Origin of the sequence: Butyrivibrio sp. X503 (assembly GCF_003625475.1) — a bacterium.
In the GTDB taxonomy this organism is placed as follows: Bacteria; Bacillota; Clostridia; order Lachnospirales; family Lachnospiraceae; genus Butyrivibrio.
Map to the genome: position 1 here is coordinate 56,832 of NZ_RAIQ01000005.1, position 25,824 is coordinate 82,655.

The 25,824-nt window shown below is 44.4% G+C and carries 17 protein-coding genes; 15 read left to right on the plus strand and 2 right to left on the minus strand.

The window, feature by feature from the left end; all coding sequences use genetic code 11:
- Positions 1-30: 30 nt before the first annotated feature.
- On the minus strand, positions 31-537 hold the full coding sequence (locus D6853_RS10430) for a helix-turn-helix domain-containing protein (RefSeq protein WP_120657960.1): 507 nt from the start codon (positions 535-537) through the stop codon (positions 31-33).
- 435 nt (positions 538-972) lie between these two features.
- On the opposite strand from D6853_RS10430, the gene D6853_RS10435 reads away from it, so the two are divergent.
- The 5 genes from D6853_RS10435 to D6853_RS10455 all read left to right on the plus strand — a co-directional run bounded on the left by D6853_RS10435 (position 973) and on the right by D6853_RS10455 (position 12,540).
- On the plus strand, positions 973-2,742 hold the full coding sequence (locus D6853_RS10435) for an ammonium transporter (RefSeq protein ID WP_120657961.1): 1,770 nt from the start codon (positions 973-975) through the stop codon (positions 2,740-2,742).
- Between the two features lie 103 nt (positions 2,743-2,845).
- A complete protein-coding gene (asnB, locus tag D6853_RS10440) occupies positions 2,846-4,429 on the plus strand; it encodes an asparagine synthase B (RefSeq protein ID WP_120657962.1) in 1,584 nt (527 codons plus the stop codon).
- Positions 4,430-6,565, plus strand: a complete 2,136-nt coding sequence (locus D6853_RS10445) for a glutamine synthetase III family protein (RefSeq protein ID WP_243108335.1) — start codon at positions 4,430-4,432, stop codon at positions 6,563-6,565. It begins immediately after the preceding gene.
- 64 nt (positions 6,566-6,629) lie between these two features.
- Positions 6,630-11,039 carry a glutamate synthase large subunit gene (gltB, locus tag D6853_RS10450; RefSeq protein ID WP_120657963.1) on the plus strand — a complete coding sequence of 1,470 codons (4,410 nt, stop codon included), beginning with the start codon at positions 6,630-6,632 and terminating at the stop codon, positions 11,037-11,039.
- 13 nt (positions 11,040-11,052) lie between these two features.
- Positions 11,053-12,540: a glutamate synthase subunit beta gene (locus D6853_RS10455; protein WP_120657964.1), complete on the plus strand. Its 1,488-nt coding sequence runs from the start codon at positions 11,053-11,055 to the stop codon at positions 12,538-12,540.
- Positions 12,541-12,666: 126 nt separating this feature from the next.
- Here D6853_RS10455 and D6853_RS10460 read toward each other — a convergent pair whose 3' ends face one another.
- On the minus strand, positions 12,667-13,866 hold the full coding sequence (locus tag D6853_RS10460; RefSeq protein WP_243108336.1) for a peptidoglycan recognition protein family protein: 1,200 nt from the start codon (positions 13,864-13,866) through the stop codon (positions 12,667-12,669).
- Between the two features lie 238 nt (positions 13,867-14,104).
- Between D6853_RS10460 and D6853_RS10465 the strand changes: the two genes are divergently transcribed.
- The 10 genes from D6853_RS10465 (at position 14,105) to D6853_RS10510 (ending at position 25,820) form a co-directional block, all read left to right on the plus strand.
- A complete protein-coding gene (locus D6853_RS10465) occupies positions 14,105-15,814 on the plus strand; it encodes a methyl-accepting chemotaxis protein (protein ID WP_120657965.1) in 1,710 nt (569 codons plus the stop codon).
- Positions 15,815-16,166: 352 nt separating this feature from the next.
- On the plus strand, positions 16,167-17,531 hold the full coding sequence (gene mgtE / locus D6853_RS10470; protein WP_120657966.1) for a magnesium transporter: 1,365 nt from the start codon (positions 16,167-16,169) through the stop codon (positions 17,529-17,531).
- 35 nt (positions 17,532-17,566) lie between these two features.
- Positions 17,567-19,420, plus strand: a complete 1,854-nt coding sequence (locus D6853_RS10475) for a 5'-nucleotidase C-terminal domain-containing protein (RefSeq protein WP_243108337.1) — start codon at positions 17,567-17,569, stop codon at positions 19,418-19,420.
- A gap of 336 nt (positions 19,421-19,756) precedes the next feature.
- Positions 19,757-20,611 carry a MerR family transcriptional regulator gene (locus tag D6853_RS10480; protein ID WP_120657967.1) on the plus strand — a complete coding sequence of 285 codons (855 nt, stop codon included), beginning with the start codon at positions 19,757-19,759 and terminating at the stop codon, positions 20,609-20,611.
- A gap of 316 nt (positions 20,612-20,927) precedes the next feature.
- Positions 20,928-21,347: a hypothetical protein gene (locus tag D6853_RS10485; RefSeq protein WP_120657968.1), complete on the plus strand. Its 420-nt coding sequence runs from the start codon at positions 20,928-20,930 to the stop codon at positions 21,345-21,347.
- A 124-nt stretch (positions 21,348-21,471) separates the two neighbouring features.
- Complete coding sequence (locus tag D6853_RS15495) at positions 21,472-22,137, plus strand: hypothetical protein (protein ID WP_120657969.1); 666 nt, start codon at positions 21,472-21,474, stop codon at positions 22,135-22,137.
- 134 nt (positions 22,138-22,271) lie between these two features.
- Positions 22,272-24,086, plus strand: a complete 1,815-nt coding sequence (gene aspS / locus D6853_RS10495; RefSeq protein WP_120657970.1) for an aspartate--tRNA ligase — start codon at positions 22,272-22,274, stop codon at positions 24,084-24,086.
- 229 nt (positions 24,087-24,315) lie between these two features.
- The gene (locus D6853_RS10500; protein WP_243108338.1) at positions 24,316-24,591 is read left to right on the plus strand and encodes an AtpZ/AtpI family protein; all 276 of its coding nucleotides are present in this window, start codon (positions 24,316-24,318) and stop codon (positions 24,589-24,591) included.
- 37 nt (positions 24,592-24,628) lie between these two features.
- On the plus strand, positions 24,629-25,039 hold the full coding sequence (locus D6853_RS10505) for an ATP synthase subunit I (RefSeq protein WP_120657971.1): 411 nt from the start codon (positions 24,629-24,631) through the stop codon (positions 25,037-25,039).
- A gap of 10 nt (positions 25,040-25,049) precedes the next feature.
- The gene (locus tag D6853_RS10510) at positions 25,050-25,820 is read left to right on the plus strand and encodes a F0F1 ATP synthase subunit A (RefSeq protein WP_120657972.1); all 771 of its coding nucleotides are present in this window, start codon (positions 25,050-25,052) and stop codon (positions 25,818-25,820) included.
- Positions 25,821-25,824: the final 4 nt, after the last annotated feature.

Here is a 25,824-nt window from a genome sequence, read left to right on the forward strand (position 1 = left end):
TGCCATTGAAGGGAGTGCTAAGAAAACGCTTTACTTTTGAAGCTCTTTGAGCTTTTTGCCGTTGATCTTTCCATCGGCGATCATATTAGCCATCCAGATTTTTAATGATTCAACCGTCATATCTATATTGTCGAGTTGCTTTTGTATCTCAACAAAATCTTTCAGCTCATCGTCAGAAATAACGCCATCAGCGGTTATCTCGATGAGCTTTGTTTTTTGGCTGTCGAGAGAATTAAGCGCTGAAAGCATGCCAAGTACGATCTCCGATAAAGAAGAAACCTTAACTTCCGGAACGGTATCTTTTCCTATACGACATTCATGCGTGCAGTAGTAGTTGCACAGTTCGGGGCGCTTGTATGCATTGGCCATATCAATGACATCTTCGGGATGGACAAGAGTCTTTTCCGTCTCAAGCTTCTCAAGGCGGCTCTCGCTGATGGTTCCTATAAGCTCACTTGCCTGAGCTCTTGTAAGCCCCAGAGCCTCTCTGCTTTCAAAGTATATATTCTTATTTTCTCTGACGGATTTCTTGCCCATGATAATCTCCTGAAATATTCATCTGTTAGATAGTGTCTTCGTTATTATACAGCAGTGTTGGTGCGAAGGAACAGTGACTTCAAAAATAAATTGAAAAAAATTTTAAAAACATGCTTGACAATGATTGTATACCGAAGTACAATCTTAAACAATAAGGCAAGGGCGTCTTAGAGAATACTCTCTAAGGCGCTTTCTGTGTTTTTGGATGCTAATCCGCGGAAGTATACTTTTAATTGTATACAAGTATTCATACATGGAAAACTTGTCCTATACAAAAACGGTCTATGACCGACAATAATTATTAAATATGTAAGGACGGCACAATGGGGTGTCATGCTGATGTTAATATGCAGCAATCCCGTTGTACCGTCCTTTTATCATTAGAGAGATCTTGAAAACAAGAGATTTCTCGGTGAACAGATCGGAGGAGAAAGTATGAGCGAAGAAATCTTAAGCGCGGTTAACGGCCAGGTCTTCAGTGTCTGGTTTCTGATCGGTGCAGCGTTGGTATTCTGGATGCAGGCCGGATTTGCTATGTGTGAGGCAGGTTTTACAAGAGCCAAGAACACCGGAAATATCATAATGAAAAACCTTATGGATTTCTGTATCGGTACTGTAGTATTCATCTTAATTGGTTTTGGTTTATTACTTGGTGAAGATATCGTAGGAATCATCGGAAGACCCGGATTTGACATCTTCACAAATTATGCAAATTTTGATTGGTCCAACTTTGTATTCAACCTTGTGTTCTGTGCAACAACAGCAACAATCGTTTCAGGATCAATGGCTGAGAGAACAAAGTTCTTATCATATTGTGTGTACTCGGCAGTTATTTCAGCAGTGATCTACCCCATCGAAGCACATTGGGTATGGGGCGGCGGATTCCTCGCACAGATGGGATTCCATGATTTTGCAGGTTCAACATGTATCCACATGGTTGGTGGTATCTCAGCTCTCATCGGAGCAGCTATCTTAGGACCCCGTATCGGTAAGTTCGAAAGAAATAAGGAAGGCAAAGTTACCAAGGTAAATGCTTTCCCCGGACACAACCTTGTGGCAGCTTCACTCGGTGTATTTATCCTTTGGCTTGGATGGTACGGATTCAACGGTGCAGCTTGTACTTCAGTAGAGCAGCTCGGATCCGTATTCGTAACAACAACAATCGCACCTGCACTTGCAACTGTAACATGTATGATCTTCACATGGCTCAGATATGGTAAGCCCGATGTTTCGATGTGTCTCAACGCATCACTTGCAGGTCTTGTAGCTATCACAGCTCCCTGTGATGTAACAGATGCTTTCGGAGCAATCGTGATCGGTATCGTAGCTGGTCTCCTTGTTTGCCTCGGTGTTTGGTTCCTTGATTACAAGCTTCACGTTGACGATCCCGTTGGTGCCGTTGCGGTTCACTGCTTGAACGGTATCTGGGGAACAATTGCAGTTGGTCTTTTCGCAACAAACACAGCGCCCGGTTATTCAATCGCTGATGCACAGGGCAACGAGCTCGTAGGTCTTTTCTACGGCGGCGGTTTCAAGCTTCTTGGTCTTCAGATTATAGGATTCTTAGCCGTAGCAGCTTGGACAGTAGTTACTATTACAATCACATTCTTCGCTATTAAGAAGATACTTGGACTTAGAGTTACAGAAGAGGAAGAGATCCTCGGACTTGATTCAACAGAACACGGACTTGCTTCTGCATATTCAGGATTCGCTATCATGGATGTCTCAAACACCCTCAACATGGATGTCAACGACAACACAGATCTTGGTCAGAGCGAATATGTATATGCTTCACAGGTTCAGAAAGATGCAGCGGTTCCCGTTGTCACAGGTCCTGTTCATACACAGTCCGCTATACATAAAGTAGTAATCATCGCAAAGCTCTCTCGTTACGACAAGCTTCGTAAGGCAATGAACGATCTCGGTGTAACCGGCATGACGGTAACTCAGGTAATGGGCTGCGGAGTTCAGAAGGGTTCCGGCGACATGTACCGTGGAGTTGAGATGGATGCAACACTTCTTCCCAAGGTCAAGGTTGAGGTTGTTGTAAGCAAGATTCCTGTAGAAGCAGTTATAGAGGCAGCTAAGAAGACATTGTACACCGGCCACATCGGCGACGGTAAGATCTTCGTTTACAGCGTAGACAAGGTAGTAAAGATCAGAACAGGTGAGGAAGATCTTGAAGCTCTTGCAGACGTTGAATAATTGTGAGCACTTGGCGAGGTTCTTTCGAGCCCGGTGCGAACGTCTTACGTCGAGCGAAGCGAGAGCGTAAGTTCTTTATTAAAAATATTTAGGAGGATGGAGTATGTGCGCAATACTGACATACGAAGGTGATGACATATCCGAGCAGGAGTTTCAAGCTCTTTTGCAAAGAACAAGCCTTAGAGGCCCGGATATGTCCAGGTACAAAAAGGTAGAAAAAGGATATATAGGTTTTAATCGTCTCTCGATAATGGGACTAAATGAAGAAGGAATGCAACCTTTTTACCTTAATGATAATGCAGTAATTTGTAACGGAGAGTTATATGGATTCAGAGCACTGCGAGAGTACCTGGTATCCCTCGGATACAGCTTTAGAAGCGACAGTGATTGCGAGATACTCCTCCCTTTGTATGAGAAACTCGGAACCAAGATGTTCGATATTCTCGATGCGGAATTTGCCTGCGTCATATATGACGGTGAAAAGAAAAAGTTCATAGCCGCAAGAGATCCGATAGGAATCAGACCTCTTTACTATGGATACGACAAAAAAGGAAACATAATTTTTGCATCGGAACCCAAGAACATGGTTGGTGTGGCAGACAAGATAATGCCTTTCCCTCCCGGACATTACTACGAGGATGGCAAGTTCATCTGCTACAGAGATATGACTAAGGTAAAAGAAGTAAAGTTTGATGAAGTAAACGTGATCGCGAAAAAGATTCACGACAAGCTTCTCAAAGGAATAGAAAAGAGACTTTCAGCCGATGCGCCGATAGGATTTCTTTTATCGGGCGGCCTTGATTCATCACTTGTTTGCGGAGCCGCAGCAAAGATGCTTGGCAAGAAGATAAGAACCTTCGCGATCGGAATGGACATAGACGCGATCGACCTTAAGTACGCAAGAGAAGTTGCGGATTATATAGGAAGCGAACACACAGAAGTGATCATTTCCAAAAAAGATGTTATTGAGGCGGTCGAGCCTGTTATAGAAGCTCTCGGAACATATGACATTACGACAATACGAGCTTCTATCGGAATGTATCTTCTGTGCAAATGGATTCACGAAAACACAGATATCAAGGTAATCCTTACAGGAGAGATATCCGACGAGCTCTTTGGATATAAATATACAGACTTTGCACCAAGCGCGGATGAGTTCCAGAAAGAAGCGCAAAAGAGAATTCACGAGATACACATGTACGACGTACTCAGAGCCGACAGATGTATCAGCGTAAACTCTCTTGAAGCGAGAGTTCCTTTCGGAGATCTTGATTTTGTAGAGTATGTAATGAGCATTGACCCGGAGAAGAAGATGAACACCTACGGCATCGGTAAATATCTTTTGCGTCATGCGTTTGAAAAAGATGAGCTGATACCGAGGACGATCCTCATGAGAGAGAAAGCAGCATTCTCCGATGCGGTCGGACATTCACTTCGTGATGATCTTATAGAGTGTGCGGACAGCCTTTACAGCTACGCAGATTACGAGACCAAGAAAAAGAAATACACTCACGCAACACCTTTTACAAAGGAATCGCTTTGGTACAGAGAGATTTTTGAAAAGTATTATCCCGGCCAGTCAGATATGGTTGTGGACTTCTGGATGCCCAACAAGAACTGGGAAGGTTGCAATGTAAACGATCCTTCCGCAAGAGTTCTTTCAAACTACGGAGCATCTGCAAAATAAATGAGTATGAATATGGAGGACAAAAAGATGATCGATGCATCAAAACTTACAGAACAATTCGGAAGTCTGGTATTTAGCGACAAGATTATGAAAGAGCGCTTGCCTAAGGACATTTACAAGGCAGTGCACAAGACAATAGAAAAAGGAACACACCTTGAGCTCGACGTTGCAAATACAGTCGCAGCAGTAATGAAAGAGTGGGCTATCGAAAACGGTGCAACACACTTCACACACTGGTTCCAGCCTATGACAGGTCTTACCGCAGAGAAACACGACAGCTTCATTTCACCTACAGGCGACGGACAGATCCTCATGGAGTTCTCGGGAAAAGAGCTTGTTAAGGGCGAACCTGATGCATCAAGCTTCCCTTCAGGAGGACTCAGAGCAACATTCGAGGCAAGAGGATACACAGCATGGGATCCTTCATCACCTGCATTTATCAAGGACGGATCACTTTACATTCCTACAGCATTCTGCTCATACGGCGGAGAAGCACTTGATAAAAAGACTCCTCTTTTAAGATCAATGGATGCTCTTTCAAAAGAAGCAGTTAAGGTCCTTAACCTTCTCGGATATAAGGACGTTGCAAGAGTAGATACTACGATCGGTTCCGAGCAGGAATACTTCCTTATCGACAAGGACTTCTATAAGCAGAGAAAAGACCTTCTCTTCACAGGAAGAACTCTTATCGGAGCACCTGCATCAAAGGGACAGGAGATGGAAGATCACTACTTTGGTGTTATCAAGCCCAAGGTATCGGCATATATGCACGATCTTGACGAGGAACTCTGGAAACTCGGAATTCCCGCTAAGACCAAACACAACGAGGTTGCTCCTTCACAGCACGAGCTTGCTCCCGTATTCGAGACAGCTAACGTAGCCGTAGATCATAACCAGCTCACAATGGAAGTTATGAAGAAGGTTGCTGACAAGCACAATTATGCTTGCCTCCTTCATGAGAAGCCTTTCGAAGGAATCAACGGATCAGGTAAGCACAACAACTGGTCAGTATGCACAGATACAGGAATGAACCTTCTCGATCCCGGAAAGACACCGGCAGAGAACATTCCTTTCCTCGTATTTTTAACAGCAGTGATCGCAGCAGTTGATGAGTATGCACCAATCCTTCGTCTCTCTGTTGCATCTGCAGGAAACGATCACAGACTCGGCGGAAACGAGGCACCTCCGGCAATCGTGTCTATCTTCGTTGGAGATGAGCTTGCACAGGTTATCAAGAGTGTTGAAGAAGGTACAGCATATCACGGAGCAGCAAAGGTTCAGATGGGTATGGGTGCGGATGTACTTCCTCACTTTACAAAGGACAACACAGACAGAAACAGAACATCACCTTTCGCATTCACAGGAAACAAGTTTGAGTTCCGTATGCCCGGTTCTGCAGTGTCTGTAGCAAACGCAAACATCGTTCTTAATACAGCAGTTGCTGAGATACTTACAAGACTTTACGAGAAGCTTTCAAAGTTCAGCGAAGCTGAGATGAAAGAAAAAGTTCTTGAGGTTCTTCAGGAAGAACTTAAAGAACATAAGAGAGTTCTTTTCAACGGAAACGGATATTCAGACGAGTGGGTTGCTGAGGCTGAAAAGAGAGGCCTTCCTAACCTCAAGTCACTTCCCGAGGCAATGCCTTACTGGATCAAGGACGAGTCAATAAGTCTCTTCACAAAGCATAAGATTTTCACAGAAGAAGAGATCAGATCAAGATATGACATTCTCCTTGAGAACTACTCAAAGTCAATTCATATCGAGGCTCTCACAATGGAAGAGATGGTCAGAAAAGATCTTACAGAAGGAATCATTTCTTATGAAAAAGATCTTACAAGTGAGATCCTTCAGAAGAAGAGTGTTCTTGAAGGCGTAGGCGGAAAGCTTGAGAGCGGAATCCTCAAAGAGCTTGATGAAGCATCCGAGAAGATGGGACAGGCTCTTGCAAAGCTTACAGAAGATACAAAGGCAGCAGAAGAAAAGGCTGATCTTTTGGAGCAGGCAAGCTTCTACAAAGAGCAGATCCTTACGGATATGGATGAGGTCAGAAAATACGCGGATAAGGCAGAAGCTCTGGTACCCGATAAGTACCTCAGCTATCCGACATACGGTCAGATGTTATTTTCACTTAGATAATAGCGGAGCAATTCGTGTTATCGGCTAGAAATAAGATTTAAGAAAAAGGATAAGGATAATAAGGATGGAGATGTGGAAAGAAGAACATGATGCCTGCGGAATAGGTGCAGTCATCAATATAGACGGAACCCCGGACAATAAAGTACTTGGCGATGCGCTCTCGATCGTAGAGAAGCTTGAGCACAGAGCCGGTAAAGATGCTTCCGGAAAAGTTGGCGATGGCGTTGGAATATTGGTGCAGATATCGCACTCATTTTTCTCAAAAGAAGCCAAGAAAATTGGAATGAAACTGGGAGGAGCCGGAGATTACGGAATCGGTATGTTCTTTTTTCCGCAGGACTCCATGAAGCGTATGTTTGCTAAACGTATGCTTGAAGTTATCGCAGAAAAGCAGGATCTTAAGGTTCTGGGATGGAGAGATGTAGAGATCCATCCCGAGATCCTTGGTGAAGCAGCGCTTGTATGCATGCCGCATATCAGCCAGTGCTTTATCGAAAGACCCAAGGATGTCAAAAAAGGCATCGACTTTGACAGAAAATTATATTGCTTAAGAAGAGAGTATGAGAAGAGTTCAGACGATACTTATATCTGCTCTTTCTCATCAAGAACCATTGTTTATAAGGGAATGTTCCTTGTAGGACAGCTTAGAAATTTCTATGAGGATCTTCTTTCACCTGATTACAAGACTGCTATCGCTATGGTTCACTCAAGATTCTCAACCAACACAACGCCTTCATGGCATAGAGCACACCCTTACAGGATGATCGCTCACAACGGTGAGATCAACACCATCAGAGGTAACAGCGACAGAATGCTTGCCCGTGAAGAGACAATGGCATCAAGCATTCTTGAAAAAGATCTCGGCAAGGTTTATCCCGTTATCGCAGCGTCCGGATCGGATTCCGCGATGCTTGATAATACGCTCGAATTCCTTTACATGAACGGAATGGAGCTTCCTCTTGCAATGATGATCACAATCCCTGAACCATGGAAGCACAATGATTTCATGAAGCAGGACAGAAAAGATTTCTATCATTACTATGCAACAATGATGGAGCCTTGGGATGGCCCCGCTGCAGTTCTTTTTACAGACGGAGAACTGTTCGGTGCAACTCTCGACAGAAACGGACTTCGTCCTTCAAGATATTATGTTACCAAGGACGGAAGACTTATACTTGCATCCGAAGTCGGAGTGCTTGATATCCCCGAGGAAAATATTGAGAAGAAATCCAGACTTTCACCGGGACACATGCTCCTTGTAAATACCAAGGAAGGCAGGATCATTTCCGATGAAGAGTGTAAGGAGAGATATTCAAAGACAAGCCCTTACGGTGAGTGGCTTGACAGATCTCTTTTGCACCTTAACAAGCTCAATATACCCAATAAGAAAATCCCTACGCACACTCAGGAAATGCGTGACAAATTATATAAAGTATTCGGATATTCATACGAAGACGTCAAGGATCAGATCATGCCCATGGCAACTAATGGCATTGAGCCTACTGTTTCTATGGGAACAGACGTCCCGCTCGCATTTATATCCAAGCACCACCAGCCCTTGTTCTGCTATTTTAAGCAGCTCTTTGCTCAGGTTACCAATCCGCCTATCGACTCTTTGAGAGAGAAGGTGGTTACGGATACAACTGTTTACATCGGTTCCGACGGTAATCTTCTTCAGGAAAAGAGCGACAACTGCCGCGTGCTTGAGGTCAACAACCCTATCCTTACGGGTGTAGACCTAATGAAGATTGAGTCCTTGGATCAGGACGGCTTCCATGCCAAAAAGATCTCACTCTTATATTATAAAAACACTTCTGTAGAAAGAGCTTTGGATCAGCTAGACGTTGCAGTGGACAGAGCGGTTTCGGAAGGCGCGAACATCATCATCCTTTCTGACCGTGGAGTTGATGAGAACCACATGCCGATCCCTTCTCTTTTGGCAGTTTCATCTGTTGAGCAGCATCTGGTAAGAACAAAGAGACGTACAGCCGTTTCTCTCATCCTTGAGAGCGGTGAGCCTCGCGACGTTCATCAGATCGCGTGTCTGCTTGGTTACGGTGCAAGAGCCATCCATCCTTATCTTGCGCACGAATGCATAGCAGAACTCATAGATAACGGAATCCTTGATAAGGATTACCACACAGCGATAGATGATTATAACAAAGCTCTTCTCGGAGGTGTTGTAAAGATTGCGGCTAAGATGGGTATCTCAACGCTGCAGTCCTATCAGTCGGCAAGAATTTTCGAGGCTATAGGTCTCTCCGACGAAGTTGTAAATAAGTACTTCACCGGCACAACAAACAGAGTCGGCGGAGTTGGTATAGATCAGATCGGTGAAGACGTGGAGATCAGGCACAACAGAGCCTTCGATCCTCTCGGACTTCCCGCAGATACAAGTCTTGATTCACTCGGCTTCCACAGCCTAAGAAGCGGCGATGACAAAGAGGATCACATGTATTCTCCCAAGACCATCGTTACTTTGCAGCGCTCGGTAAGAGAGGGTGACTATGAGAGATTCAAGGAATACTCTCATATGGTGGACGACGAGAACAGAATGCATACTTTGAGAGCTCTTTTGTCCTTCGTTCCTACAGGTAAAAAAGTGCCCCTCGAAGAGGTTGAGAGTGAAGACGAGATCGTAAAGAGATTCCAGACGGGAGCTATGTCATACGGCTCACTCTCTCAGGAAGCTCATGAGACGATAGCTATCGCCATGAACAGACTCGGCGGAAAATCCAATACCGGTGAGGGCGGCGAAGCGATAGAAAGATTCGGAACAGAAAAGAACAGTGCCGTTAAGCAGGTAGCTTCAGGTAGATTCGGTGTTACCGGAAGATATCTTTTAAGCGGACAGGAAATACAGATCAAGATGGCGCAGGGTGCTAAGCCCGGTGAAGGTGGACATCTTCCCGGAGCAAAGGTATATCCTTGGGTTGCAAGAACACGTTTTTCAACTCCGGGTGTAACCCTTATCTCACCTCCGCCTCACCACGATATTTATTCGATCGAGGATCTGGCGCAGCTCATCTATGATCTTAAGAATGCCAATGACAAAGCAAGGATCTCGGTTAAGCTCGTTTCCGAAGCAGGTGTCGGAACTATCGCATCAGGTGTTGCAAAGGCAGGTGCGCAGGTTATCCTCGTATCCGGCTATGACGGAGGAACAGGTGCTGCTCCTTCATCATCAGTTCACCATGCGGGACTTCCTTGGGAGCTCGGCGTAAGCGAAGCGCATCAGGCACTTCTCGACAGCGGACTTAGAAGCAGAGTTGTTCTTGAGACCGACGGTAAGCTTATGACAGGTAGAGATGTTGCTATCGCAGCGCTCCTTGGTGCGGAAGAATTCGGTTTTGCTACAGCGCCTCTTGTAACTCTTGGTTGTATGATGATGCGTGTCTGCAACAAGGATACATGTCCTGTCGGAATCGCTACTCAGAACGAAGAGCTCAGAAAGAGATTTGCAGGAAAGCCCGAGCACCTTATGAACTTCATGCATTTCATCGCTAGAGAGCTTCGTGAGATCATGAGCGAGCTTGGCTTTAAGACTGTTGAAGAGATGGTCGGAAGAACCGATTGCCTCAAGATGAGAGATGTTCCTTCTCTTCGTTGCAGGGGTGCGGTCAATCTCGGAAGGATCATTGATTCTTCATATGCAAAGAGAAAAGACAGCCATTTCAACCCCAAGCATGTTTATAACTTTGAGCTTGAAAAGACTATCGATGCCAAGGTTCTTGTGCCTGCATACGAGAAGTTCAAGAAAGGTGGCAATAAGCCTGCCACTGTAAAAGTAGATATATCAAGTACCGACAGAAGCTTCGGTACACTCCTTGGAAGTAGGGTTACTGCTGACTTTACAGATACCCTTCCCGATGATTCGTTTACTGTTGTTGCAAACGGCGGAGGCGGACAGTCCTTTGGTGCGTTCATTCCAAACGGACTTACACTTCGTCTCTACGGTGATGCCAACGACGGTTTCGGAAAGGGATTGTCAGGCGGAAAGCTTATAGTAACACCTTCCAAGAATGCCACATACAAGGCTCACGAAAATATTGTTATCGGTAACGTTGCGCTTTACGGAGCAACATCAGGTAAGGCATACGTATGCGGTATCGCAGGTGAGCGTTTCTGTGTAAGAAATTCAGGTGCCATTGCTGTCGCTGAAGGCTGCGGTGATCACGGATTGGAATATATGACAGGCGGAAAAGCAGTCATTCTCGGAATGACCGGTAAAAACTTCGCTGCCGGAATGAGCGGCGGAATCGCCTACGTTCTTGATAAGGAGCACACTCTTTATCTTAGAATGAACAAAGACATGGTTTCATTGACGGAACTTACTGACAAGGCTGATATTGCCGATCTTAAGGCTATCCTCAAGGACTATGCAAAAGAGACGGAATCAGAGTATGCAAAAGAGATTCTGGCTCACTTTGATGAATATATTCCTAACTTTAAAAAGATCGTACCGAATAAGTGATAGGAGGCAGAAAATGGGTAAAGTAACAGGATTTCTTGAATATAAAAGAACAACCAATGGAGATGTGCCTCCAAAGGAAAGATTATGTAACTTCAAAGAGTTTCACACATATCTCGACAGGGATAAAAGAGCGGAGCAGGCAGCCAGATGTATGAACTGCGGCGTTCCGTTCTGCCAGTCGGCAATAAGTCTTGGCGGAATGGTAACGGGATGTCCTCTGCACAACCTCATCCCCGAGTGGAACGATCAGATATATGCAGGACACGAGGAGCATGCATACAGCAGGCTCCACAAGACAAGTAACTTCCCCGAGTTCACGGGAAGGGTTTGTCCCGCGCTTTGTGAGAAAGCTTGCATGTGCGGACAGAACGGCGAAGCGGTTACCGTTCATGACAACGAGCTCTATCTTATAGAGACCGCGTTTAAAAAAGGCTATGTAAAGCCCATGATCCCCGCTATAAGAAGCGGTAAGAGAGTAGCCGTTGTAGGAAGCGGCCCTTCAGGACTTGCTACAGCCGATGAGCTCAATCACAGAGGACATATTGTTGATGTGTACGAAAGAGATGATCGCATAGGCGGACTTCTCATGTACGGTATCCCAAACATGAAGCTTGATAAAAAAGTCATCGAGAGACGTCGCAAGCTCATGGAGGAAGAGGGAGTAACATTCCATACAGGAGTTAATGTAGATAAAAAAGAAGCTCAGAAGCTGTTAAAAGAGTATGATGCTGTTGTACTTTGCTGCGGAGCAAAGAAGGCAAGACCTCTTCCCGTAGCTGATCCCGAGAAGATCAAAGGAGTGTATAACGCTGTCGATTTCCTTACAAGGACGACGAAAGCTCTTTTGGAATCTGAGGACAGATCTGTAGAGGCATTAAAAGCACACGGCGGATATATCGATGCGGAAGGCAAGCACGTAGTCATCGTAGGTGGTGGCGATACGGGTAACGACTGTATCGGAACTGTTTTAAGACACGGCGCAAAGAGCGTTACCGCACTTGAGATGATGCCCAAGCCTCCCGTAGAGAGAGCAGCAAACAATCCTTGGCCCGAGTGGCCGAAGGTCCTTAAGACCGACTACGGTCATGAGGAAGCAATAAGCGTATTCGGAGAGGACCCAAGAGTCTACGAGACAACAGTTAAGAGTGTCACCACAGACAAAAAGGGTTCCATTAAAGAGATAGAAACCGTAAAGGTTGCATTTAAGGACGGTAAGCTTACAGAAGTAGCCGGAACAGAAAAGAAATTGAAATGTGACCTGCTCCTTATAGCAGCGGGCTTCATCGGATGTGAAGATTATTCCGCTGATGCTTTCGGAGCAAAGAGAAGTCAGAGAGGAACTGTGGTTACCGGAGAGGGAACCTACAGGATCGATGACACCAAGATATTCTCCGCAGGAGACATGCGCAGAGGACAGTCACTTGTAGTCTGGGCGATCGCGGAAGGCCGCGCCTGTGCCGGAGAAGTTGATAGATATTTGATGGGTTACTCTAACCTGTGATCAAATATATTTGCCTTTTTTACATTGTAAACGCCCGAGTGGTATATGACCACTCGGGCGTTTGCTTTATGTGCGCCGGGCGCACGTTTTCAATTTGGAGGATTGGTAAGTGCTATATAAGTGCTGTTATTTCTTAAGATCTTCTTTGAGCTGCTCCCATGCATCGGGATGCTGTACAAAATATCTCGGACACTCTTTTCCTGTAACATCGTAGTGTCTGATGACATGATCCGTATTGAGATTATATTTATCCATAAGCCATTTGGTGAGCTTTATAACTGTATCATATGATGCATCGGTAAACTGTCCGGTCTCATCCTGATGGCAGACCTCAATGGATATAGTGTCGTTATTTCTGTGATTGGTGGCTGCCGATCTTTCATTAAGCGGTACACACAGAATTGCTTCTCCTTCTATTCCGACTATGAAATGAGAACAGGAATCCGAACTCGGATCGTTGAAATAGCTTCTGTTCTGTGCGGCGCTTGTTCCGGGGTTGGCGGTATAGTGGATTACTATATCCTCAACGCCATCCAAAGGTAATAATGTTCTTGATGGATTTCCTTGGTCTACACTGTCTATCAGATCAACCTTGACCCAAGAAGGAACATCTATATCTTCCTTGCCGTTTGTATTTTTCTTATCGGAAGACTGTGAGGTCTCCGTTATATCGGAGGTATCAAGACCACCGGATATAGGAAGGTTCTTTACTATAATAAAGAGAAGACCTGCCAGTGCAAGAAGCTCGAATATAAGGAGGAAAAAGCTGCCGAAAAGCTTATTCTTTCTGCGCTTTCCGGGTCTGATATCAAATTCATCAAAATCGCGTGACTTAGACCTTCCGGCGTAAGTTCTGTTATCGTTATATTTTCTTGCTGTCGGTCGGTTATTGTCGTATCTGCGAGGTTCGGGTCTGCGTGGTTCGGGTCTGCGTGCAGCAGATCTGTTAGCAGTAGTCCTGCGAGAAGCCGGTCTGTAGTCGTCATATCTTCGAGCTTCATATCTTTGAGATTCATATCTGCGAGCTGAGGTTCTTGAATCATCATGTCTGCGAACGTCGCTTTTAAGATTTATCATATGAACGTCATCTTTGATGTCATCGTATCTACCCGTATACATCGAACGTGAAGAAGACCTGCGTGCGTGCGCTTTGCGATCATCCTCTACGTCGTTACCGTAATTGTATATTTCCGCTCTGCGACCGCCGGGCCTGTCGCTACTGTGCCTGCGCGCTTCGCTTCCCCTTGAACTACTGCCCGCGCCGCTGGCTCTTTTCATATTTGAACTATTATTGTAATAAATGCTATCTAATTCTTTTGATTTCAAAACAATGCCTCTTCCTAAAAAAACAAGCGTGTATTACATAGTGTACTACCAGTACTAGTACACTATATCACTTCCGAAATAGCATTGCAATACATTAATTGTAAAAAAATAGCAAAAACACGTAACTTTTTGAGATATACGATTTTATAGATATTTTATCCACTCAATATCGATTGTGCGTTATCATTTTAGTATAGGATCCTGTTTTTGTTTTTGGCTTCACAGAGAGGAGTCACGCATGAAAGTACGTAAGATCGGTATTACCAGTAAAGTAATTATGGGAGTGATTGCACTTTTTCTTGTGGCAGATGTCATTTTGGGAATAGTTATTTATAACAAGGCGAGTGACATATTGAACCTCGAGATAAGGAAGAATACTGAGGCTATTTCCTCATCAACGGCCGCGCTTATAGACGGAGCTATAGTAGCCTCTGTTCAGCCGGGAGAAGAGGAGACGGAAGATTATCTTAAGGTCAGCAATATGCTTACTGACGTCCTGGATGCGTCCGGTGTCGAGTATCTTTATACTGTGAGATATGCCGCCGATAAATCCCTTGAGTACGCTATTGATGCGCAGATAGAGGATATGTCCTATATCGGAGACAAGTTTACTGACGAAGAGGTTATTTCGGCACTGCAAGGACAGGTCGTTTCCAGTAATGAGCCTTATACAGACGAGTGGGGTACGCACATCACGTCTTACAGCCCCATCTATGTTGATGGCAAGGTTGTCGGTGCGGTGGGCGCCGATGTAAGCATGGATTGGGTTAAAGAACAGACGGGTGCGCTGGTAAACGATATTGTTATTACCTGTCTTATCGTACTGATCGTGGGATGTATTATTCTGATCATCCTCAGCAAAGCACTCAGTAAAAAGTTTATACTGCTCAATGACAAGATTGTCGAGCTTACAAAAGGAGACGGCGATCTTACCAAAAATATTGAGCTTGATTCCGGCGATGAATTTGAGGTTATCGGAGGAAATATCAACAAGCTTATTTCTTTTATCCGCGAGATGCTTCTTTCCATAAATGCGGATTCCGACAGGCTTAGTAAGGCATCGGGTCATATCGCGGAAAACGTTAAGGATGTACGAAGTAATTCCGAGGCGATATCTGCGACGATCACGGATATGAGCTCTGTTATGCAGAATACGTCGAGTTCGCTCAATGAGATGGCCGAGCATATGAATGAAATTACGGATTCGTTTAAGGACATTGTTTCAGAAATAGAAGGCGGTCGTGACTTCTCCAAAGAAGTTAAGAACTCCGCTTCTGAGACGGGCAAAAGAGCTGAAGCTGAGCGAAGCAGCGCCGAAGAAAAAGTTTCGGATATGGCAGAGTCTGTTTCCGATAAGATTGAGCGGTCTAAGGCTGTAAGCAGAATTGATGATCTTACGGGAAATATTATTGCGATATCAAACCAGACCAATCTTCTTGCACTGAATGCTTCAATAGAAGCGGCAAGAGCGGGAGACGCGGGAAGAGGCTTTGCGGTTGTTGCCGCGGAAATCGGAGAACTTGCAAGTAACTCGCAGAAGGCAGCAAGTGAGATTCAGACTGTTTCATCCGAAGTTGTAACTGCGGTTAATGAACTTGCTACGGAAGCACAGGATCTTTTGGATTTTGTAAAAGAGACTACTATAGATGGCTTTGATAAGCTCGTTAAGATAAGTGATGATTATCTGAATTCCGCTGAGCGAATCGATGAGATGATGGAACGCTTCGCAGAAGCTTCCGAGCAGATTCAGAGTAATGTCAATCTCATCCAGGAATCTACGGGCTCAATAAACAGCGCTGTGGAAGATGCGACCAAGCATGTGCAGAGTACTGCGGAGAAATCCGTTGAGATGAGCGAGAACATGCTCAAGATCGATGAGGATGCATCCGCCAGCAGCGAACTTTCCGGAAAGCTCCGGACCGAAGTCGGAAAATTCAAACTTGAATAAGACATATGTAAAAAAGAAGCAGCCAAGAAGGCTGCTTCTTTTTTGCTTTAATCATATCTTTTCCATTGCTGCTTTTTTCCATTTTCCGGGGAGCATTCCGCCAGTGTCTTTTCCATTTTGCAATCTTCATCCCGTTTAGCAATTGAATTTTTATTTGGCCTAATATCTACACAACAAAGGCGATTTGTGGTACAGTAAATGTGCTTGTTAATCTAAAGCAATTCGCATCCCTATTGGGAAATCTCCGAAGGAAAGGTGGTGGTTTTTATGAAGAAGGATTCACATAAATGTGGCAGCGATCCTGCTCCCGGTCGAAGTACCATAAAAACCGCACATAGAAAAGGAGATTACCATGGAATTACAAGAAGAGAAGACAATCGTTGAAATCTTAAAAGAGCTTCTTGAATCTAGGCAATACACCAAGCTTCGCCAGACAATCTCAGAGATGAATACAGTAGATATCGCTGCTGCAATGGGAGAGATGGAGGATGAGGATTCCCTCAAGATGTTCAGGATCCTCCCTAAGGACATGGCTGCCGACGTATTTGCCGACCTGGAGCTGGATGATCAGCAATATATCATCCGTTCACTGTCAGATCGAGAGGCTTCCACAATCGTTGACAATCTAATGGCCGATGACGCTACCGACCTTTTGGAGGAAATGCCGGCCAGTGTAGTTAAGCGCATACTTGCCAATGCAAGTCCCGAGACACGCGCTGATATCAATCACCTTCTGCAGTATCCTGAGGACTCTGCCGGAAGTATCATGACCGTGGAGTATGTTGATCTGCGAGAAGATATGTCCGTCACAGATGCAATCAACAGAATACGGCAAAAGGGCGTTGATTCCGAGACAATCAATATCTGCTACGTTGTTACCAAGCAAAAGATACTTGTCGGAACCGTGGCGCTCAGATATTTGCTCATCATGAAACCAGATGACGTGATCGGTGACATCATGAACACCAATGTCATAAGCATCAATACGATGACCGACCAGGAAGAAGCTGCGAGAATGTTCCAGAAATACGGCTTCACCGCCATGCCCGTTGTAGACAACGAATCGCGTATGGTCGGAATCATCACTATCGATGACGTTGTGGACATCTTGGAAGAAGAGGCTACCGAGGATATCGAGAAGATGGCTGCTATCGTGCCGTCCGACAAGCCTTATCCCAAGGTTGGAATCTTTGAGACATACAAGAGCAGAATGCCGTGGCTTCTGTTCCTCATGGTCAGCGCTACATTTACGGGCGCGATCATTACTAAGTTTGAAGATGCGCTTTCAGCATACGTAATACTTACCGCATATATTCCAATGCTTATGGATACAGGCGGTAATGCGGGTTCGCAGGCAAGCGTTTCGATCATTCGTAGTCTTTCGCTAAAAGAGATTGAGTTTGCGAATCTGTTTAAGATCATATGGAAAGAAATAAGAGTTGCCGTGCTTTGCGGTCTTACGCTGGCAGCAGCCAATTTCCTTAAATTGATATTCCTTGACAGACTCACCGTTTCGGTTGCGGCTGTCATTTGTCTGACACTGCTTATGGTTGTTGTTATCGCCAAGCTCATTGGCTGTTGCTTGCCGATGATTACATCCAAGCTCGGCTTTGACCCTGCTGTTATGGCGAGTCCCATGATCACTACGATCGTTGATGCGCTCTCACTCCTTGCGTATTTCAATATTGCAACGAGGTTGCTGCATCTGAATATATAAAACGCTTATTTTATAACGGGAAGGAGAATATGAAAATGAAGAAATTTGCAACTGGTATAGTGGCGTTATGTACTGCGTTTGTTATGACTGTAGGTTGTGCGGCCGGCGGTAGTGCTCCGAAGGATGAGGATAACGGAGCGGCTAAACCTACCGAGAGCGCTTCTGTGGAAGCAAGCTCAGATCAGGCGGGATCCGGCGCGGAGACCAAGACCCTCCGAATAATCGGAACAAGTGACCTTCACGGAAAGTTCCTGCCTTGGGATTATGCTCTTAATGCTGAGGATACTTCCGGTAGTGTAGCTCAGCTTTCTACAGCATTAAAAGAGTATCGCACAGAGGACACCTTGCTTTTTGACGCAGGTGACACCATTCAGGACAATTATTCCGATATCTTTGTCGGACAAGATGACGTACATCCTATGATACAGGCGATAAATGCCCTTAAATATGATGTATGGACGGTCGGAAACCATGAGTTCAACTACGGCATGGATGTTGTAAAAAAGACAATCGGAGATTTGGAATGTGCTACGCTTGGCGGCAATGTTTATGATGAAAACGGAGAGCCGATAGCAGACGGATATACCATCATTGATAAGAACGGCGTCAGAGTTGCCGTTATTGGAATGGTTACTCCCAACATTACACGTTGGGACAGTGTAAACCTTGCTGATTGCATGGTTACCGATCCGCTTGAGGAGACACGCAAGATAATCGACAGCATTAAAGGACAGTATGATGTTCTTGTCGGTGTATATCATATGGGAATTGATGACGAATACGATGTTCCCAATTCCGGAGTTGAGGATATTTTAAAAGAGTGTCCCGAATTCGATGTTATGCTTGCATCCCATGCACACGCATTGGTTGAAGGCGAGACTATAAACGGTACGCTCGTTGTTATGAACACAGAGATGGCGAAGACCTTCTCTGTTATTGATCTTACGCTTGAGAAGGATGGCGACGGTTACAAGGTTGCCGATAAGACATCAAAGAGTGTTGAGACCAAAGATTATGAAGCAGATCCCGAGCTCGTTGAGCTCCTCGGTAAATATGATGAGCAGGCCAAGGATGATGCAAACAGTGTTATAGGAAAGCTTGTCGGAGATCAGCTTTCTCCTGCAAATGAGATAGAAGAGATTCCTACTGCTCAGATAAAAGACACTGCTCTTATCGATCTTATAAATGATGTTCAGCTTCATTATACGGGAGCCAAAGTTTCAGCCGCAGCGCTGTTTACAGCAGGCGCCAACATGTATCCCGGAGATATCAAGAAGTGTGATACGGCACTTATTTATAAATATACCAATACACTTTACAAGCTTCACATGACAGGTGCGCAGCTCAAGAAATACATGGAGTGGTCGGCGAAGTATTTTAACACCTTTAAACCCGGCGACCTCACAATTTCTTTTAACCCCGATGTACGTGCTTATAATTTCGATATGTTCGCGGGTGTAAACTACGAGATCAACATTTCGAAAGAACCCGGCAGCAGGATTGAGAATCTTACATGGCCTGACGGTACACCCGTCCGCGACGACGATGAGTTTGATATCGCAGTAAACAACTACAGAGCTTCATCTCACTTGCTCACACCCGGAGAGGTTTATGAGGAAGGCGAGGATCTTCCGGAACTTGTTGAGATCGATGTCAAAGGCGATATCGGCGGAGTTCGAGAGTTGATCGGTGACTATATATCCAATGTTAAGAAAGGCCAGATCAAACCCGAGTGCGATGATAACTGGAAGATCACAGGTTATGAATGGGATAAGGATTTAAGAGAGAAAGCTGTCACGCAGCTTAAGAATAAGGAGATCGAAATCCCTTGCTCAGAGGACGGCAGAACACCTAACGTAAAGGCGATCACGGAAAAAGATCTTAAATAAAAATCATAAACAAAATTTATGCCCCTTAATATAATTAGTGCGAAGATTTAATATAAAAAAGGTCCCTTGCCTGATCGCAATTCAGGCAAGGGGCAATGTTTTTATTGAGGCTGATTTTTTACAAAGATATCAAATCTTGGAAGCGTGTATTTGATGATACCGTGAGTCGATACATCTATAAGACCCTTATACTTTTTATATTCTTATATACTTTTATATACTTCTATATACTTTCGTCAAATATGGTTTTCGTCATGAATTATATGGCTGTGTTATAATTTTCTTGACCCTGACGTAGCGTCAACCTTTAAACTGAATATAAAAGGAGGCTTGACCATGAAGACAGTAAAAGAAGTTGCTAAAATAGCAGGGCTATCGGAGAGAGCCCTAAGACACTATGACAATATAGGACTCCTCGTTCCTAAGAAAAGAAGCGAAGCCGGATATAGATTATATGACGACGAAGATCTAAAGAGGCTGCGCGCCATAGTTTTTCTGAAAGAAATGGAGATACCGCTTTCCGAGATAAAAGAAATCTTGGACGCCGGAAAACGTGATTATAACAGCGTGTTGAAGGCTCAAAAAGAAAAGCTGGTTCGTAAAGTCAATAAGCTGAACGGATTGATAAGAGTGATAGATGGGCTTGATTCGGAAGGTAAGAATATAAGCTTTGAACCTTTTACAGAAGATGAAGCCAAGACTGTGTCAGATATCTTGATAAAAGAGGCTAAAGAAAAAGAAGCTGAGATCAAGAAGGTTACAAGTAAGCCTGTAAAAAAAGAAGATATTGCAGAGATGAAAAAGACTGTGGAGACCAATCTCACACAAGGAGAGATCGGGGAAGATATTCTTCGCATGTACGGAAGTAAAGAAAACTACTTGAAGGCTCTTAAAGAAATAGATTCCATGACGCCCGAGGAACATAAGGCATTGGAAGAAGAACTTAAGGATATCTATCACTCTTTTGCCAAACTTCCGAAGGAACAAACAAAGCGCCATAAACTTGTGCAGAGACTTGAGGATAACACAAACAAAATGTATCATATGAGTAATGCACGCTCCATGCTGATCGCGGGCGCAAGATCATATATAAGTGATGCTAAAGTCGCGGGAGTTATAGATTCTCTCTATGGAGAAGGCGTTGCTCGAAATGTAGGCAGAGCTGTGCTAGAATATTACGGGGAAAGTTGAACGCGAACATGAGGACAGGAGGAACAAATATGAAGATTATACGTATAATTGGGATTGTGGACGCAGTGGTGCTGATAGTTACAGGCGTTTTATATTTTTTAAATATCCGTTTTTCGCTTTATGTTTTTCCTTTGCTATTATTGATCTTGATAATATGTGCAGGCCTACTTAAGTATCGCGAAAAATAAGCTGTCCTTTTTATGACACACCTAAAATTATAAGCTTGTGTTGTAAGGTAGATAACTACCTCGCGACACAAGCTTTTTTCATTGGGGAGAAAGAGCCCGTGTAGAGGGAAGTATTTTGGAGGTGTGATATGACAAGGGCACTTATGACAGCGGCTAGCTTATATAACGATCAGAGATTTTTATCAAAGAGTGAGCTTAGGATTTACAAGAACAAATTAAGGAGGCAGAAGATTGTAAGAAGACAGCGCCTTGTACTGGGGCTTATTGCGGCGCTCGTGGTCTTTGCGATAATCTTTTTTGCCATGACGATAACACTTAATGCCAAGGTGGATAATAGCGATATTCTCTACAAATACTATAAACAAATCCCTGTTAGTGCAGGTGATTCGCTCTGGAGTATAGCGTCTGCCAACATCTCATACGAGAAGTATGACAGTATAGATGACTATATCGCCGAAGTCTGCAGTATCAATCATATCGAGGAAGGCGGCACGGTTAAGGCGGGAGAAGACATAATAATCCCCTACTACTCCAAAGAATTCAGATAAATTAATAAAAATTGATAAAAATTCTTGCAATTCACTCATGAATGCCTATCTTTTTGACGATAATAAGTATATAATTATGTTGTGGGAATTTCCCAATTTGTTAGAGTATTGTGGAGGTGGGCTTATGAGAACAAAGTATATGATAGCTTTTTTGGCTGCTTGTCTTATGCTGTGCTGCGTAGGATTTGCTTTTTGCGCCAAAAAGAAATGTCCGGATGTAAAACACGAAGAGCCGGGACTTGACCTTAAGCCTGTAATTTATCTATATCCTGAAGAAGACGGAACGGAAGTAGAGGTAAGTCTTGACTACGACGGTAATCTCAATGAACTTATTCCTGAGTTTAGTTCTGAGAATAAGTGGGAAGTGGTTGCCGACAAGGACGGTACCATCACGTATGACGGACAGACTTACGAATATCTTTTCTGGGAAGGAGATCCCAATTACGAGTATGATTTCTTCTCAGGCTTCTGCGTTAAGGGTTCTGATACTGAGAGCTTCCTTAATGACAAGCTTCATGAGATGGGACTTAATGATGCTGAAACCGCTGAGTTCATAGAGTTCTGGCTTCCCAGAATGGAAGGCAATGAATATAATGTGATCAGCTTCCAGGGCGATACATACAAGAAGGGCGCGAAGCTTAGCGTTTCGCCTCAGCCTGATAATCTTATCCGTGTATTCATGGCATGGTATCCGTCCGATAAATATGTAAAGATCAATCCGCAGTCCATACAAGAGGGCAGCAGAGACGGATTCACCGTTGTAGAATGGGGTGGCAACAAGGTTAGATAATAATAAGGTAAATACACTTGCAACTAATGCAATGATGTTCTAAAATGTTGTGCGTGGTATTGGATTTTTTCCGATACCGCGCATTTTAAATTGCAAAAACATCAATATTTTTAATCAGAAATGGAGTAATACACATGATGCAATCACGTACACATAACTGTGGTGAGCTTCGTATCGGCGATGCCGGCAAGAGCGTTACGCTTGTCGGATGGCTTGAGAATATGAGAGAAGTAGGAAGCGGACTCGGATTCGTCGTACTTCGTGACTTCTACGGCACAACACAGATCGTTCTTGAGACCGAGGAGATGGTTAAGACAGCGAAGGCTATCAACAAAGAGTCTACAATTTCCGTAAAGGGTGTTGTAAGAGAGCGTAGCTCTAAGAACCCCAAGCAGGAGACAGGTGACATTGAGGTCGTTCCCGAGTCTATCGAGATTCTCGGACGTTGTAGATACAATGAGCTTCCTTTTGAGATCAACCACTCAAGAGAGGCTGATGAGACTGCTCGTCTTAAGTACAGATACCTTGATCTTCGTAATCCCGAGGTTAAAAAGAACATTATTCTTAGATGTAACGTAATTGCAGCTCTTCGTCAGTCAATGACGGAGCATGGTTTCTTGGAGATCACAACTCCCATACTTACAGCATCTTCACCCGAGGGCGCAAGAGACTACCTTGTTCCTGCGAGAAAGCATCCGGGCAAGTTCTATGCACTTCCTCAGGCACCTCAGCAGTTCAAGCAGCTTCTCATGACAGCCGGCTTTGACCGCTACTTCCAGATTGCACCTTGTTTCCGTGATGAGGACGCAAGAGGCGACAGAAGCCCCGGAGAGTTCTATCAGCTTGATATGGAGATGGCATTTGCTTCTCAGGAAGATGTATTTGCAGTTATCGAGGATGTACTTCCTCCTATTTTTGCTAAGTACGGTAACTACGACCGCGCTTCAGGTGCACCTTTCATGCGCATTCCTTACCTTGAGGCAATGGAGAAGTACGGAACAGATAAGCCCGATCTCAGAATCGACCTTACAGTACAGGACGTTACAGAGCAGCTTGCAGATTGTGGCTTCGGACCTTTTGCCAAGACCGCAGAGGACGGAAGTGTTACAGATGTAAGGATCAAGGCTGTAGTTATATCTGATTTCAAAGAGAGCAGAAAGTTTATAGATAAGACAATAAGCGATGTTGAGGTTCAGTCAGGAAACAAGGCTTATTGGTTCAGAATAGACGAGAACAACGAACTTGTAGGCGGTATCTCCAAGTTTGTTGCGCCCATTAAGGATGCTGTTGTTTCAGCACTTAATCTTAAGGCAGGCGACCTTGTTGTTCTTTCAAGCGGCAAGCTCGGCGCTGCACAGAAGACAGCCGGTGTTATCGTTAAGACCTTTGGCGCTGCGGTTCCCGGACACATGGATAAAGAGCAGTACACATTCTGTTGGATCGTTGATTTCCCTATGTACGAGATAGGCGAGGAGTCAGGCGAGCTTGAGTTCTGCCACAATCCTTTCTCAATGCCCAGCGGCGGTCTTGAGACACTTCTTAAGGCTGAGAGAGGCGAGATCGATCCTCTTTCCATTACAGCGGATCAGTACGACCTTGTATGTAACGGCGTAGAGCTTTCATCAGGAGCCGTTCGTAACCATGATCCCGAGATAATGATCAAGGCATTTGAGATGGTAAGACTTGGCGAAGATGACGTTAAGGCCAAGTTCCCTGCTATGTACAACGCATTCTGCTACGGAGCACCTCCGCACGCAGGAATCGCTCCCGGTGTAGACCGTATGGTTATGCTCCTTGCAGGAGAGGACTCTATCAGAGAGATCATTCCTTTCCCTATGAACAAGAACGCTCAGGACGTAATGATGGGTGCTCCCGGATTCGTTACAGACAAGCAGCTTGAGGAACTTCATATCAAAACTACTGCTGTAGAGCAGGAGCCGGAAGCTTGATGCATGGTGATTTACACGAAATATAACGGTAAAATTTTGTAAAATATATATAAACATAGAAGTCGGATATCGCGAAATCCAGTATTTACGCGGCATCCGACTTTTTTGATGCAACTGAGTAAAAATTGCGATAATAGCTTGTTTTATTGTGAAATGAGCGTAAATAAGTTAAGATATAAGGTAGGATTGTATCGAATTTTATTAAAAGAGGAGCGTAGACAGAAATTAGATGCAGATGAAGCGAATGTCTGAAATATTTGGTCAATTAGCTATGGTCGGACAGCTGGGGCTATCCCTTCTGATGCCGCTTCTTATGTGTCTGTTTGCGTGTTATCTATTATGCTCCAAGCTATCAGTGGGAGCGTGGGTTTACATACCGGGATTTATAATGGGGCTTGGAGGTTCTATGATGACTGCCTATAAGGTCTATCTGGCAGTTCTAAAAAAAGAATCTAAAAAGAAATCAAGAAGCAATAACGAAATATCTTTCAACAAACATATTTGAATTTTGAACTAAGACTTTGGACAGGGGAGAATCAGGCATGAAATTACAGTCTGCAGTTAAAAAAGAGACGGGGATAGTTGCGGCAAGTACGGGAGCAGGTATTCTCATAATGATCGTTGTGTTTTTTGTTTTGCACATGGTTATACCCGATTGGGTACCATTTGATATAAAAGTTATTCTCGGAGCGATCGGCGGTTTTGCCGTTGCTGTAGGAAACTTCTTTTGGATGGCGTTAACCGTGCAAAAGGTGGCATCTATCACTGACGATGCAAAGGCTAGGGGTACAATGGGAGTAAGCTATAGGTACAGAACTCTTCTCCAGTTTCTCTGGATCATTTTGGCCATAGTGGTGCCGTTTATCAATCCGGTATCGGGGATACTTCCCCTTTTCATTCCTAGCTTGATGATAAAACTACGCGGAATATTATCTGCGGGGAAAGGAGGTTGAAGACGAAGATATGAGTAGTGATTTCTCGATTGTCGGCCCCAAGATATATGCGACGATCCATACAGGTATTCCCGTTTTGGGAGACATCAACATTACCGAGACGCTTGTTGTGAGCTGGATCGTAATGGCGATAATTACCGGACTGTGCATATTCCTTACAAGAGGTCTGAAGGTTGAGAACATATCAAAGAGGCAGGCTTTTGCGGAAATGCTTGTCGAGACGGGCAATAACTTCGTTAGAAACAACACCGGAGGAAACAAGTTCGATAAACTGATACCGTTTGTGTCAGCTCTTTTTGCTACAAGTGTAATATCGAACCTGATAAGTCTTACGGGACTTCGAAGTCCGACGGCGGATCTGTCGACGGAAGCGGCTTGGGCAGTAGTCGTATTTATTATGATCACTGCTACCAAGATAAAGACCAACGGTCTTGGAGGTTATTTGAAGGGCTTCACAACACCTATTGCGGTCATGACACCTTTCAACATTCTCTCGGAGCTTGCGACACCTGTCAGCATGGCTTGCCGTCATTTCGGAAATATCCTTTCCGGCGTAGTTATCGACGGTCTTATTTACTGGGGATTGGGACTTGCGTCCGCTGCTCTCCTTGGGCTTATTCCGGGAGCGGTTGGAAGACTCCTTTCCAACATCCCTATCTTGGGAGTGGGTATCCCGGCCGTCACAGGCGTGTACTTTGATTGGTTCTCAGGATGCATGCAGGCATTCATCTTCTGTATGTTGACGGTAATGTATATCGCCAATGCAGCAGAGGAAGGCTAAAAAT

Excerpts from the sequence above, each read along its gene's own strand:
- D6853_RS10455 (WP_120657964.1), top strand. The coding sequence starts at position 11,053 with ATGGGTAAAGTAACAGGATTTCTTGAATATAAAAGAACAACCAATGGA.
- aspS (WP_120657970.1), top strand. The coding sequence starts at position 22,272 with ATGATGCAATCACGTACACATAACTGTGGTGAGCTTCGTATCGGCGAT.
- mgtE (WP_120657966.1), top strand. The coding sequence starts at position 16,167 with ATGGAATTACAAGAAGAGAAGACAATCGTTGAAATCTTAAAAGAGCTT.
- D6853_RS10500 (WP_243108338.1), top strand. The coding sequence starts at position 24,316 with ATGCAGATGAAGCGAATGTCTGAAATATTTGGTCAATTAGCTATGGTC.
- D6853_RS10465 (WP_120657965.1), top strand. The coding sequence starts at position 14,105 with ATGAAAGTACGTAAGATCGGTATTACCAGTAAAGTAATTATGGGAGTG.
- D6853_RS10430 (WP_120657960.1), bottom strand. The coding sequence starts at position 537 with ATGGGCAAGAAATCCGTCAGAGAAAATAAGAATATATACTTTGAAAGC.
- D6853_RS10480 (WP_120657967.1), top strand. The coding sequence starts at position 19,757 with ATGAAGACAGTAAAAGAAGTTGCTAAAATAGCAGGGCTATCGGAGAGA.
- D6853_RS10435 (WP_120657961.1), top strand. The coding sequence starts at position 973 with ATGAGCGAAGAAATCTTAAGCGCGGTTAACGGCCAGGTCTTCAGTGTC.
- asnB (WP_120657962.1), top strand. The coding sequence starts at position 2,846 with ATGTGCGCAATACTGACATACGAAGGTGATGACATATCCGAGCAGGAG.
- gltB (WP_120657963.1), top strand. The coding sequence starts at position 6,630 with ATGGAGATGTGGAAAGAAGAACATGATGCCTGCGGAATAGGTGCAGTC.
- D6853_RS10485 (WP_120657968.1), top strand. The coding sequence starts at position 20,928 with ATGACAAGGGCACTTATGACAGCGGCTAGCTTATATAACGATCAGAGA.
- D6853_RS10505 (WP_120657971.1), top strand. The coding sequence starts at position 24,629 with ATGAAATTACAGTCTGCAGTTAAAAAAGAGACGGGGATAGTTGCGGCA.
- D6853_RS10445 (WP_243108335.1), top strand. The coding sequence starts at position 4,430 with ATGAGTATGAATATGGAGGACAAAAAGATGATCGATGCATCAAAACTT.
- D6853_RS15495 (WP_120657969.1), top strand. The coding sequence starts at position 21,472 with ATGAGAACAAAGTATATGATAGCTTTTTTGGCTGCTTGTCTTATGCTG.
- D6853_RS10475 (WP_243108337.1), top strand. The coding sequence starts at position 17,567 with ATGAAGAAATTTGCAACTGGTATAGTGGCGTTATGTACTGCGTTTGTT.
- D6853_RS10510 (WP_120657972.1), top strand. The coding sequence starts at position 25,050 with ATGAGTAGTGATTTCTCGATTGTCGGCCCCAAGATATATGCGACGATC.